This window comes from Streptomyces sp. NRRL WC-3618, from assembly GCF_001280005.1.
In the GTDB taxonomy this organism is placed as follows: domain Bacteria; phylum Actinomycetota; class Actinomycetes; order Streptomycetales; family Streptomycetaceae; genus Streptomyces.
In genome coordinates, this window is sequence record NZ_LGDW01000097.1 from 1 (window position 1) to 12,030 (window position 12,030).

The following is a 12,030-nucleotide window of genomic DNA, read 5'->3' on the forward strand; positions in this document are numbered from 1 at the left end:
CTCCCCGTCCTCCTCCGCCACCAACCCCACCGACGCAGCCTCGGCCTCCGTCTCCTCGCCCACCGCCTCGGCCGGCGCCCCGGATGCCGACCCCGCGTCCGCCGCCGACATCCAGCCCCGTCTCCTCGACGGGCTCGGCGACGAGGCGTACCTCGACGACGAGCTGAGCGGGGCCGGTTCAACGGCCCAGCAGCGCACGGTGACTGTGGCGTTCCGCACGTCCAACGTGATCGTGACGATCGAGTACGTCGAGCAGCCAACGACCCTCGACGGCGTGCCGGACAGCGAGGAAATGCAGGACAGGGCGCTGAAACTGGCCTCGCGGCTCGCGGGCGCGTTCGACTGATACGCGGCCCTGGTCCCGTCGTTCGGGCCGTCCATGAAGGGCGCGAACCAGGACCGCGGGCGCCCCTCACCGCGTACCGTGGCCCCTCGGACCCGATCCGACCGCAGGAACCGAGAGCCGCAGGAACCACAGCGCGATGAGTGAAGGAACCATGCACCGACCCGCACAGCGAGACCAGCGCAGCCGGACCGCCGTAGTGACGACGAAGCGACGGCAGCACGCCCTCGCCGCCCTTGCCGCCGTTCCCGTTCTTCTCCTCGCGGCCGTCGGCTGCTCCTCGGGTTCGGACTCGGGATCCGGCGCCGGGGCGGAAGCGGGTTCCGCCGACAACGCGGCGAAGGCGACGCCGGAGGCCGGTGCGGGCGAGACCGTGAGCGCGTCGCCGACCGTGCAGGCCGCGGCGTACCGGAAGCTGCCGGAGCCGTGTGCGGTGCTGTCGGAGAAGACGTTGAAGGACCTGGTCCCGAAGGGTGTGAAGTCGGGCAAGGAGGGGTCGTCCAACGACACGGGAACGCGCGGCAGTTGCTCCTGGACGAGCCTGCTCAACAACGGTGTGAAGGGTTCCCAGTTCCGCTGGCTGAACGTGTCGCTGCTGCGGTTCGAGTCGACCGCGACGCGCGGCTCCGCCGAGGAGCTGGCGGGGGCGTACTACAAGAGCCAGGTGCAGGACGCGCAGTCGGCGGAGGGCGCGAAGAACACGCGTTCGGAGCCGGTGGCCGGGGCGGGCGACGAGGCGACGTCGGTGCGCTACGACCTGAAGAAGAAGGAGGGGTCGTTCCGGCAGCAGACGGTCGTGGTCCGGGTGGAGAACGTCGTCGTGACCCTCGACTACAACGGTGCCGGGCTCGCGGGCGAGAAGACGCCGAGCGCGGACGGTCTGGCGAAAGCGGCGGTGAAGGCGGCCAAGGAGGCCGTCGCGGAGGTGTCGTCGGCGAACGGCGACGGTGGCGCGGCCGCGCCCGATCCGGCCAACTCCCCGACCTCGTCGGCCAGTTCGTCGGCGAAGCCGAGCGCGTCCCCGACGAAGCCGCCGTCCTCCTCACCTACCTCCTCACCCTCCCCTTCCGCGTCGAAGAAGAGCTGACCTTGCCTCGGCAATACGTACGCCGCACACATGTGCCACCCTGTTGCGCGCAACAACACGCACTGGGAGGGGAGTACGGGTGGCCGCGCCACTGCAGCTGACACGAATGCACCGGGTTCTCATCGGCGTGGTCGTCGCCGGTGCGGTCGTCATCGCCGGGATCGGCTTCGCGGGGTCGTACGCCGCCGTCCGTGAGCTGGCGATCAAAAAGGGCTTCGGGAACTTCAGCTACGTCTTCCCGATCGGTATCGACGCGGGGATCTGCGTCCTGCTCTCCCTGGACCTCCTCCTCACCTGGATCCGGATCCCGTTCCCGCTGCTGCGCCAGACGGCGTGGCTGCTGACGATGGCGACGATCGCGTTCAACGGCGCGGCGGCCTGGCCGGACCCGCTGGGCGTGGGTATGCACGCCGTCATCCCGGTGCTGTTCGTGGTCGCGGTGGAGGCGGCCCGGCACGCTGTCGGCCGGATGGCCGACATCACGGCGGACAAGCACATGGAAGGCGTCCGCCTGACCCGCTGGCTCCTCTCGCCCCTGCCGACGTTCCTTCTCTGGCGCCGGATGAAGCTGTGGGAGCTGCGGTCCTACGACCAGGTCATCAAGCTCGAGCAGGAACGTTTGGTCTACCAGGCCCGCCTGCACGCCCGCTTCGGCCGCGCGTGGCGGCGCAAGGCCCCGGTGGAGTCCCTGATGCCGCTGCGCCTGGCCCGCTTCGGCGTCCCCCTCGCGGAGACGGCCCCCTCGGGCCTCGCGGCGGCGGGCATCGAACCGGCACTGCTGCCGCCGGCCCCGCAGCCCGCGTTGGAGGCGGCCGAGGCGGTCGCGGCCAGTCGTACACCGGAGGCAGCGACACCCGCCGTACAGAACAACAACGCGGCGCCGGCCCAGGAGCAGGCCGCCGCTCCCCAGGGCGGCGAACCCTCCAACCAGCCGGACGTCGCCGAGCCCCAGAACCCCTGGCTCCACGCGCGGGACCCCCGGGCCATCGCGTACCAGGGCGGCTACGACCCGACGTACGACCCCGAACCCGCGGACGCCCAGTGGTACGCGGAGCAGCAGCAGGCCGAGCAGTACGAGGCCCGTCAGCAGTTCGAGGAGCAGCGGCAGTACGAGGAGCAGCAACGGTTCGAGGAGCGCCGCCGGTTCGAGCAGCAGCGCTTCGAGCAACGGATGTTCCCGCAGCAGCAGTACGACGAGGCAGCGCCGGCCGAACCGGAGCCCTCTCCGGAGGACACCGGTACCTTCCCCATCCCGGCCGGTCCGGGCCGTACCCGTGAAATGGGCGCGGGCGGCGGCACGGAGCCGACGGAGGAGGACTACTACCAGGTCTTCAAGAAGTCGATAGACGGCAGCTACCCGACCTCGGCCCAGTTCCGGGACGACGTGGACGCGACGTACGGCACCACGCTCCCGCAGCGCGACGCCGACCGCATGGTCAACCGCTTCACCAACCGCCACACGGCGGAACTCCAGGACGACCACATCGCGTAGAGACGTTCTTCCGTCATCCTTCAACCCTCCCTGTACGAAGGACGGGGCTCCCGGAGTTCACCGGGCGCCCCGTCTTCGTGTCGGCATGGGGTGTCGGCGTGTGTGCTCTTACGACGAAGGGGGCGCCCGGCAAACCACACCAAGACGCCCCCACGTGTCCAGCAGATCCAGCGGAACGGATCCAGCGGAACCGGCGGATCCCGCGGCCTACTCCCCCAGCAGCACCCGCACCCGCTCCTGCCCCACCGCGAGCAGCAGCGTGGGCAGGCGCGGACCGGTGTCGCGGCCGACGAGCAGGTGGTACAGCAGCGCGAAGAACGTGCGCTGGGCGACCTTGATCTCGGCGGGGAGTTCCTTGGGCGTGGCGTCGGCGGGGAAGCCGGCCTGGACCTTGGGCACGCCGTAGACGAGGTCGCTGAGTCCGTCCAGTGACCAGTTGTCGGCGAGGCCGTCCAGGAGGAGCCGCAGCGACTGGCGCCCCTGGTCGTCGAGGGACTTGATCAGCTCGACGTCGGGTTCCTGCCGTACGACGGTCCGCTGGTCGGCGGGCACCTGGGTGTTGATCCAGGCCTCGGCCTTGTCGAGCCGGGGCCGCACCTCGTCGAGGGAGACCAGCGGATCGGCCGGGTCCAGCTCGCTCAGGATCCGCAGCGTCTGGTCCTCGGCACCGGCGGTGATGTCGGCGACGGAGGCCAGCGTCCGGTACGGCAACGCCCGCGCCGTACGCGGCAGTTCGCCCCCGGCGGTACGCACCGCGCGCGAGTGCGCGGCGACGTCCGCCGGGAGAGCGGAACCGTCGGCGACCTTGGCGTCGAGCTTGTCCCACTCGTCGTAGAGCCGCTGGATCTCCTGGTCGAAGGCGATCTTGAAGGACTGGTTGGGCCGCCGACGGGCGTACAGCCAGCGCAGGATCTGCGGCTCCATGATCTTCAGCGCGTCGGCGGGCGTGGGGACGCCGCCCTTGCTGCTGGACATCTTGGCCATGCCGCTGATGCCGACGAAGGCGTACATGGGCCCGATCGGCTGCTTGCCGCCGAAGATGCTGCCGACGATCTGCCCGCCGACCTGGAACGAGGACCCGGGAGACGAGTGATCGACGCCGCTGGGCTCGAAAACGACACCCTCGTACGCCCAGCGCATCGGCCAGTCGACCTTCCAGACCAGCTTGCCGCGGTTGAACTCGCTCAGCAGGACGGTCTCGGAGAACCCGCAGGCGGTGCAGGTGTACGTCAGTTCGGTGCTGTCGTCGTCGTAGGCCGTGACGGTGGTGAGGTCCTTGCCGCAGCCACCGCAGAACGGCTTGTACGGAAAGTACCCGGCGGACCCGGAGCTCCCGTCGTCCTCAGCGGCGGCCCCGGACCCCTCGGCGGCCTCGAGCTCGGCCTCGTCGAGGGGCTTCTGGGACTGCTGGGGCTTCTTGCCGGGAGCCTTCTTGGTCCGGTACTGGTCGAGGATGGCGTCGATGTCGCCCCGGTGCTTCATGGCGTGCAGGATCTGCTCGCGATAGACACCCGACGTGTACTGCTCCGTCTGGCTGATCCCGTCGAACTCGACACCGAGCTCGGCGAGCGCGTCGACCATCGCGGCCTTGAAGTGCTCGGCCCAGGAGGAGTACGCGGACCCCTTCGGCGCGGGTACGGCGGTCAACGGCCGCCCGATGTGCTCGGCCCAGGAGGAGTCCACCCCGTCGACACCGTTGGGCACCTTGCGGTACCGGTCGTAGTCGTCCCAGGAGATCAGATGCCGGACCTGGTGGCCCCGGCGCCGGATCTCGTCGGCGACCAGATGCGGGGTCATCACTTCCCGCAGGTTCCCGAGGTGGATGGGCCCGGAGGGAGACAGTCCGGACGCGACGACGACGGGTTTCCCGGGGGCTCGGCGCTCCGACTCCTCGATGACCTCATCGGCGAAACGGGAGACCCAGTCGGTGGTCTCGGTGCTCTGAGCCACGATCGGCACGTCCTCTTTGTCTGAGAGTTCCTCAAGGCCAGCCGGTACGGTCGGACGGCTGACCGGCCCATTCTCCCAGGTGGGCCCGGAACCACGAAAACGGCTTTTCAGTGCCCCGTCACGGCGGTGACAGGGAACTGAGAACACTGGACCGGAGGACCCTGAGGACTCTGAGGACCCTGAGAACGAGGATCGGGGTCGGTCAGGTCCGGATCAGCCGAAGTTCACCTTGATGTACTGGTCGTAGAGCCGGTTGCCCGAAGCCGTGGAGTCGGCCTGGTGACGATCGCGCAGCGCACGGTGTCGGACGACGGCGCCTTCGCCGCCGACCTCGTCGTCAAGCCCCGTATCGCCTCCGGCGCCGTCTGCGGTGAAGGGCGCCCGTTCGACGAACAATGGCGCCACTCCAGGCTCCGGTCATTCGCCCCGGTCAGTCGCCCCGGTCCCGAGCGCCGAGCGCCGAAAATTCGCTTTACCCCCCATGGGATACTGAGCGTGTCTATCCATCCCCACGAGGAGAACGGCACTCACTCCTATGGCCTCGGTCACGTCCCTCACCGCTTCTGTCCAGCAGCGCCTCGCGTCCGCCCTCTCGGCTGCCCTGCCGGAGGCCGCCGACGCGGACCCGTTGCTGCGACGCAGCGACCGGGCGGACTACCAGGCGAACGGGATCCTGGCCCTGGCGAAGAAGGCCAAGGCCAACCCCCGGGAGCTGGCCACCCAGGTCGTCGCCCAGGTGGAGTCCGGCGAGGTGATCAAGGAGATCGAGGTCTCCGGCCCCGGCTTCCTGAACATCACGCTCACCGACAAGGCGATCACCGAGAACCTCGCGGCGCGGTACGCGGACGCGGACGGCCGCCTCGGCGTGCCGTTCGTGGAGCACCCGGGCACGACGGTCATCGACTACGCCCAGCCGAACGTGGCGAAGGAGATGCACGTCGGCCACCTCCGCTCCGCCGTGATCGGCGACGCGGTGGTCAAGATCCTGGAGTTCACCGGCGAGAACGTGGTCCGCAGGCACCACATCGGCGACTGGGGCACCCAGTTCGGCATGCTCATCCAGTACCTGGACGAGCACCCGCACGAGCTGGACCACAAGGACACCCAGGTGAGCGGCGAGGAGGCGATGTCGAACCTCGACCGTCTCTACAAGGCCGCCCGCAAGCTGTTCGACTCCGACGAGGAGTTCAAGACGCGGGCCCGCCGCCGGGTGGTCGACCTCCAGGCCGGCGACCCGCACACCCTCGCCACGTGGCAGAAGTTCGTCGACGAGTCGAAGATCTATTTCTTCTCCGTCTTCGAGAAGCTGGACATGGAGATCCGGGACGCGGACATCGTCGGCGAGTCGGGCTACAACGACATGCTCGACGAGACGTGCCGCCTCCTGGAGGAGTCCGGGGTGGCGGTCCGCTCGGAGGGCGCCCTGTGCGTGTTCTTCGACGACATCAAGGGCCCGGAGGGCAACCCGGTCCCGCTGATCGTCCGTAAGACGGACGGGGGCTACGGCTACGCGGCGACGGACCTCTCGGCGATCCGCGACCGCGTTTTCAACCTCAAGGCGAACAGCCTGATCTACGTGGTCGACGCCCGGCAGTCGCTCCACTTCAAGATGGTCTTCGAGACGGCGCGCAGGGCGGGCTGGCTGAACGACGAGGACGTCAAGGCGTACCAGCTGGCCTTCGGCACGGTCCTCGGCAAGGACGGCAAGCCGTTCAAGACGCGTGAGGGCGAGACCGTACGCCTGGTGGACCTGCTGGACGAGGCAGTGGACCGCGCGACGACGGTCGTACGCGAGAAGGACGCCCTGGGTCAGCTCTCCGAGGAGGACATCGCGGAGCGCGGCGCCCAGGTGGGCATCGGCGCGGTGAAGTACGCGGACCTGTCGACGTCGGCGAGCCGGGACTACAAGTTCGACCTGGACCAGATGGTCTCGCTGAACGGCGACACGAGCGTGTACCTCCAGTACGCGTACGCCCGTATCCAGTCGATCCTGCGCAAGGCCGGCGAGGTACGCCCGCAGCCGCACCCGGAGCTCGAACTGGCCGAGGCGGAGCGGGCGTTGGCCCTGCACATGGACGCGTTCGCGGAGACGGTGTCGGACTCGGCGACGGAGTACGCCCCGCACAAGCTGGCGGCGTACCTGTACCAGTTGGCGTCGCTGTACACGACGTTCTACGACAAGTGCCCGGTCCTGAAGGCGGAGTCGGCACAGCAGGTGGAGAACCGCCTGTTCCTGTGCGACGTGACGGCCAGGACGCTGCACCAGGGCATGGTCCTGCTGGGCATCAGGACGCCTGAGCGCCTCTGACCGTCGCAGCGATACGGAAGCCGGGTACCCGAGACGAACGGGCACCCGGCTTCCGGGAGAGTCACGGGAACCAAGAAGCCGTGGAACGAGTCTTCAGTACCGTAGGGAACAACCTGACCTTTCGGTACAACTCGTTCCACGGGGGAACAAATGAACCTGGTCCGTAACCTCCACCGCACCCACAACCCCAGCCGCAGCCGTCGTGTCACGACCGCCGCCCTGGCCCTCCTGACAGTGGCCACCCTGGGCACCACCGGCGCCGTGGCGTCCACCGCCACAGCCAACTCGACGGCCGCGAAGACCGCCGCGGCACCGGAGAAGAAGCTGGTCGCCTCGTCCGTACTCGGGAGCGACTACAAGTACACGCTGACCGCGGTGCGGTCGTCGGAGTACGCCGCCACCGTGGAACTGCAGGTCTACCAGCAGAAGAACGGCGCCTGGAAGGAGACCGACCTGGTCACCGTGGGCGACCCCGGCGGGTGGTACTGGTACCCGCTCGGCGGGAAGGGCGCTGTCTGCGAGTTCTCGACCTCGAGCCACGAGCCGGCGCCGATCACGGTGAGCCTGCTGGTCACGCCGTCCATCGGCTGCTCCGCCCCGGTGCACTACGTCGTGAAGCAGGGCAGGGTGTACACCGCCTGAGTCCGCCCGGCCCACCCCTGAGAACACCGAAGGCCGCCCGGCGGAGCCGGGCGGCCAGGGCACGGGGACGATGCCCTCGGCGCGAACGTCAGACGTGCGAGGGGGCGAGCTTCGGGTCGCTGCCGTACTTGTTGTCGCCCTTCTCGCCTTCGATGCAGTAGAAGACCACCAGCACGACCCAGCCGATGAGCAGGAAGAGTCCGAGGAGGATCCACCAGCCCGAACGGCCGGTGTCGTGCAGTCGGCGTACACCGACAGCCAGGCTGGGCAGAAGGACAGCCAGGGCGTACACGGTGCCGAAGATCTGCGCGCCGATGAAGCTGTCGACGATCATCAGCACGATGCTGACGATGATGTTGAACAGCGCGAACATCCAGAATTCCTGGCGGCGCGCACGACCGCTGAACACCACGTACTTCTTGAGCACGTCGAGGTAATAGTTCATAACTTCCCCCCAGGGAAAAATTGGGCCAACCGAGCGGATCAGGCCAGAGGGAGAAGTTACGGACACTGGCCGGAATTCGTCAATAGGGTTAATCGTCGCAAGTCAGGGGCATTAATCCGCTCACCGCACAGAGCCGACGACGGCCTGTGGGCGTCGATTTCAGGACAGATCAACGCAAGATCATCAATGGCGGGGCGCCGACACGGGCCGTTCACCGCGCCGAGGCCCTCCGGCCGCCGAACCGTGGCGGGTTCATTGCCAGTTCTTCGCCGGTCCGCCGTAACTTCGAGGCCGCGCCGACACCGGAACGATCTCGAACCGTTGCGCGCTGAGCAGCCGTTTCTCGCGCTTGGGCCCGTCAGTGGCAGGCCCTACGGTTACGGGCATGGCGACACTTCCCAATCCGCTGCCCCACCTCGCTGCCGACCCGACCGGCAGCACACTCGGTCTCGCACTCCCCGCCGGGAGACTGATCGACGCCACGGACGACGGCCCGTGGCACGAGCCCCTCCTCTGGCATGCCGACGCGCCCTCCGCCCCCGGCGACTGGGCCGCGCACCAGGACGCGTACCGGGCCGCCGGGCTCGTCCCCGTGGTCATAGAAGTGGGCGGCGGCCAGGGCGGGCCGCAGGACTGGGAGTTGATGCCCGCCGACACCTCGTACCCCGGGGACCACGACCCCGAGGAGATCCTCACGGGCTTCTGGGAGGAGTACGCGGCAGAGGACGACGACTGGCCAGGCCTGGCCCCGGCCACCGTCGGCACCGACGCCGAACAGGCCGACCTCCTGGCCGCCCACCTGGCCGACTCGTTCCTCTCCCCCGGCTCCTCCTTCAAGGAGCCACGCCTCGCCCTCGTCCCCGCGCGCCGTTCCGCCGATGTCCCGGCGGCCATCGGCTGGTCGGGCCCCGCGAACTACGAGAGCGACACGGCCCGCCTCTGCGCGGTACTCCGCTCCTGGGAGGACCGCTTCGGCCTACGGGTCCTGGCGCTCACCTTCAACCAGCTGGTGCTGTCGGTGGCTGCCCCGCCGACCACTCTCGCCGAGGCCGAGGCGATAGCCGCCGAGCACTTCGCGTTCTGCCCGGACAACATCACGCAGGGAGCCCACACCACCCTGCGCGCATACGCCGAACACGAACTGCTGGCCAAGCAGACGTGGTCCTTCTGGTGGGACTGAGGGACTGACCCCCCTCCGATACGACTACTGCCGGGCCCGGTTACCGGAGCCCCGCCCCCAACCGCCGCAACCCTTCCCTGATCTCGTCCGGAGTCTGGGTGACGAAGCACAACCGCATCGTCGCCCGGTCCGCCCGTCCCGGCTCACCCGCGAAGAAGGGCGCCCCGGGCACGTACGCCACGCCACGCTCCACCACCCCACGGAACAAGGCACCGGTGTCGTAGGCCTCCGGGAGCCGGGCCCAGAGGAACATGCCGCCCTCGGGCCGGGTCCAGGTCGAGCCCTCCGGAAGCGCGGCGCCGATGCCGTCGAGCATGGCGTCGCGCCGCTCCCCGTAGACGCGGGCCACGCGCCGCACATGGGCGTCGAGGTCACGGTTGCCCAGGTAGCGGGCGGCGGCGAGCTGGTTGACGGTGGGGGTGTGCAGGTCGGCCGCCTGCTTGGCGACGGCACACGCGCGCCGTAGCTCTGCCGGTGCCCGTAGCCAGCCCAGCCGCAGCCCCGGCGCCATGACCTTGGAGAAGGAGCCGAGCAGGACCGTACGGTCCTCCGCGCCCGGACAGGAGGCGATCCACGGCACACGCTCACCCTCGAAGCGCAGTTCGCCGTACGGATCGTCCTCGACGATCCACACCCCGACCCGCGCCGCCACCTCCGCCACGGCGGCCCGGCGCTCGACCGGCATGGTCTGGCCGGTCGGGTTCCGGAAGGTCGGCACGGTGTAGAGCAGCTTGGGCCGGTGCCGGACGACCAGCTCCTCCAGCCCAACCGGATCGATCCCGTCCTCGTCCCCGGGTACGGCGATCACCCGCGCGCCGGCCAGCCCGAACACCTGAAGTGCCGCGAGATAACACGGGGTTTCGACGAGGACGGCGTCCCCGGGCTCGATCAGTGCCGTGGCGAGCAGCGACAACGCCTGCTGGGAGCCGGTGGTGACGAGGAGGTCGCCGGCGTCGGTGGACAGACCGCGCCGGGTGTGCCGTGTCGCGAGGGCCTCGCGCAGGGTCGGCTCGCCCTCGGTCGTGGCGTACTGCAGGGCGCGCGCGGGCGTGTCCGCGAACACGTCCCGGAACGCGGCGGCCACGCCCTCCGCGTCGAACAGCTCGGGTGCGGGCAGCCCGCCCGCGAAGTTGATCACCTCGGGCCGGGCGGTGACGGCCAGGATGTCCCGTACGGCCGACCCGCCGACGGCACGTGCCCGCGCGGCGAGCGCGGGCACGGAAGCAGAGGCGGAGGCAGATGCAGAGGCAGAGGTGACCATCACTCAGCCCTTACGTCCACTCGCCCCGTACACGTTGATGTCCGCGTCCGTGACGTCGTTGATGTCGCGGTACCGGACCTTCTCGATGTCGTCCAGGGACTCGAAGTACGCGGCCTCGACCGCCTCCGGGACCGGCGCGCCACCGTCGGGACGCCAGTGGTGGGCGGGCACGACGCCCGGCTCGTCGAGGGTGAGCCCGCTCTCCTCGAAGAAGCGCTCCACGTCAGCCCGGGAACGCAGCTCGAAGGTGAACCCGCGCTCGGTGTACGTCCGTTGGACCGCGCGGATCTTCTCGGGGTTCAGGTCCTCGGTGAGGTGACTGAGGACGAGCCGGCTGCCGGACGGCAACGCGTCGACCAGTTCCCGCACGATGTCGTACGCCTCCGGCTCCGCCACGAAGTGCAGGACTGCCGCGAGGACGAGCGCGATCGGCTGGTCGAAGTCGAGGGTCTTGCGGGCCTGGTCGAGGATCTGGGCCGGGTCGCGCAGTTCGGCGTCGATGTAGTCGGTGCGGCCCTCGGGCCCGCTGGTGAGCAGGGCGCGCGCATGGGCGAGAACGATCGGGTCGTTGTCGACGTACACGACCCGGGTGTCGGCGGCGATGCGCTGGGCGATCTGGTGGACGTTGTCCTGCGTGGGCAGTCCGGTGCCGATGTCCAGGAACTGCCGGATGCCCTCTTCCCGCGCCATCGCCGTCACCGCACGACGCATGAAGTCGCGGTTGTGCCGGACGTCCAGGTAACCGCGCGGATTGGCGGCGAGCGCGGCGGCCGCCGCGTTGCGGTCGGCCGGGTAGTTGTCCTTGCCGCCGAGGAAGACGTCGTAGACCCGGGCCGGGTGGGCCTTGGTGCTGTCGATCCTCCTTCTCAGCTGGGCGGGGTCCTGACTGAGAGCATCGCCGCTCATGTGGCCTCTCCCTGGGGAGCCTGGGGGTACAGACAACAACCTAGCCGCCGACCGCAGTTGATGCTCAAAATTCGAAAATCGCCAGTCCAGCCACCCCGAACGGACCTCCGAGCGTCCCGGACCACGTCCGAACGGGACGACATAACCACAGGTCAACAGCCCACTGAACGAACAGGCGTCCCAGATTCCCGACAAACCGTGGTGCTGGGACGGCTCACGCCACAAGCTGTTGCAGCACCCCTCCCCCCGCCGGAAAGGGCACACCCATGTCCGTACGCACGTCCCGTACGCGTCTGCTCGCCGCCACGGCGGCCGCGCTGGTCGCGCTCACCACACTCACGGCGTGCGAGGACGGCAAGGGCGTAAGAGACGAGGGCCCATCATCAACGGCCGCGAGACGCGCCCCCGCCCCCACC

At 69.3% G+C, this 12,030-nt stretch carries 10 protein-coding genes and 1 pseudogene; 6 read left to right on the top strand and 5 right to left on the bottom strand.

The window, feature by feature from the left end; genetic code table 11:
* The 3 genes and pseudogenes from ADL01_RS12490 to ADL01_RS12500 form a co-directional block, all read left to right on the top strand.
* A pseudogene (locus ADL01_RS12490) lies at positions 1 to 346 on the top strand (DUF3558 domain-containing protein); the annotation flags it as partial.
* A 136-nt stretch (positions 347 to 482) separates the two neighbouring features.
* The gene (locus tag ADL01_RS12495) at positions 483 to 1,430 is read left to right on the top strand and encodes a hypothetical protein (RefSeq protein ID WP_053742026.1); all 948 of its coding nucleotides are present in this window, start codon (positions 483 to 485) and stop codon (positions 1,428 to 1,430) included.
* A gap of 79 nt (positions 1,431 to 1,509) precedes the next feature.
* A complete protein-coding gene (locus tag ADL01_RS12500) occupies positions 1,510 to 2,922 on the top strand; it encodes a DUF2637 domain-containing protein (protein WP_199834812.1) in 1,413 nt (470 codons plus the stop codon).
* Between the two features lie 207 nt (positions 2,923 to 3,129).
* On the opposite strand, the gene lysS is transcribed toward ADL01_RS12500, so the two are convergent.
* Positions 3,130 to 4,881: a lysine--tRNA ligase gene (lysS, locus tag ADL01_RS12505; protein WP_053742028.1), complete on the bottom strand. Its 1,752-nt coding sequence runs from the start codon at positions 4,879 to 4,881 to the stop codon at positions 3,130 to 3,132.
* Between the two features lie 204 nt (positions 4,882 to 5,085).
* On the bottom strand, positions 5,086 to 5,268 hold the full coding sequence (locus ADL01_RS12510; protein ID WP_053742029.1) for a hypothetical protein: 183 nt from the start codon (positions 5,266 to 5,268) through the stop codon (positions 5,086 to 5,088).
* Positions 5,269 to 5,407: 139 nt separating this feature from the next.
* On the opposite strand from ADL01_RS12510, the gene argS reads away from it, so the two are divergent.
* Entirely contained in the window at positions 5,408 to 7,180 is a 1,773-nt protein-coding gene (argS, locus tag ADL01_RS12515) for an arginine--tRNA ligase (protein ID WP_053742030.1), read from the top strand.
* A gap of 150 nt (positions 7,181 to 7,330) precedes the next feature.
* Positions 7,331 to 7,822: a hypothetical protein gene (locus ADL01_RS12520; RefSeq protein ID WP_053742031.1), complete on the top strand. Its 492-nt coding sequence runs from the start codon at positions 7,331 to 7,333 to the stop codon at positions 7,820 to 7,822.
* A gap of 88 nt (positions 7,823 to 7,910) precedes the next feature.
* Here the strand turns inward: ADL01_RS12520 and ADL01_RS12525 are convergent, their stop codons facing one another.
* On the bottom strand, positions 7,911 to 8,267 hold the full coding sequence (locus ADL01_RS12525) for a DUF805 domain-containing protein (protein WP_053742032.1): 357 nt from the start codon (positions 8,265 to 8,267) through the stop codon (positions 7,911 to 7,913).
* Between the two features lie 385 nt (positions 8,268 to 8,652).
* Here ADL01_RS12525 and ADL01_RS12530 point away from each other — a divergent pair, with 385 nt between their 5' ends.
* A complete protein-coding gene (locus ADL01_RS12530; protein WP_053742033.1) occupies positions 8,653 to 9,447 on the top strand; it encodes a DUF4253 domain-containing protein in 795 nt (264 codons plus the stop codon).
* A gap of 40 nt (positions 9,448 to 9,487) precedes the next feature.
* Here the strand turns inward: ADL01_RS12530 and ADL01_RS12535 are convergent, their stop codons facing one another.
* Positions 9,488 to 10,708, bottom strand: a complete 1,221-nt coding sequence (locus ADL01_RS12535; RefSeq protein ID WP_053742035.1) for a PLP-dependent aminotransferase family protein — start codon at positions 10,706 to 10,708, stop codon at positions 9,488 to 9,490.
* Positions 10,709 to 10,711: 3 nt separating this feature from the next.
* Positions 10,712 to 11,614, bottom strand: a complete 903-nt coding sequence (locus tag ADL01_RS12540) for an SAM-dependent methyltransferase (RefSeq protein WP_053742034.1) — start codon at positions 11,612 to 11,614, stop codon at positions 10,712 to 10,714.
* Positions 11,615 to 12,030 lie beyond the last annotated feature (416 nt).

Bases quoted from the DNA above. Each gene is read 5' to 3' on its own strand.
- ADL01_RS12495 (WP_053742026.1), top strand. From the start codon at position 483: ATGAGTGAAGGAACCATGCACCGACCCGCACAGCGAGACCAGCGCAGC.
- argS (WP_053742030.1), top strand. From the start codon at position 5,408: ATGGCCTCGGTCACGTCCCTCACCGCTTCTGTCCAGCAGCGCCTCGCG.
- ADL01_RS12520 (WP_053742031.1), top strand. From the start codon at position 7,331: ATGAACCTGGTCCGTAACCTCCACCGCACCCACAACCCCAGCCGCAGC.
- ADL01_RS12525 (WP_053742032.1), bottom strand. From the start codon at position 8,267: ATGAACTATTACCTCGACGTGCTCAAGAAGTACGTGGTGTTCAGCGGT.
- ADL01_RS12530 (WP_053742033.1), top strand. From the start codon at position 8,653: ATGGCGACACTTCCCAATCCGCTGCCCCACCTCGCTGCCGACCCGACC.
- ADL01_RS12535 (WP_053742035.1), bottom strand. From the start codon at position 10,708: ATGGTCACCTCTGCCTCTGCATCTGCCTCCGCCTCTGCTTCCGTGCCC.
- ADL01_RS12540 (WP_053742034.1), bottom strand. From the start codon at position 11,614: ATGAGCGGCGATGCTCTCAGTCAGGACCCCGCCCAGCTGAGAAGGAGG.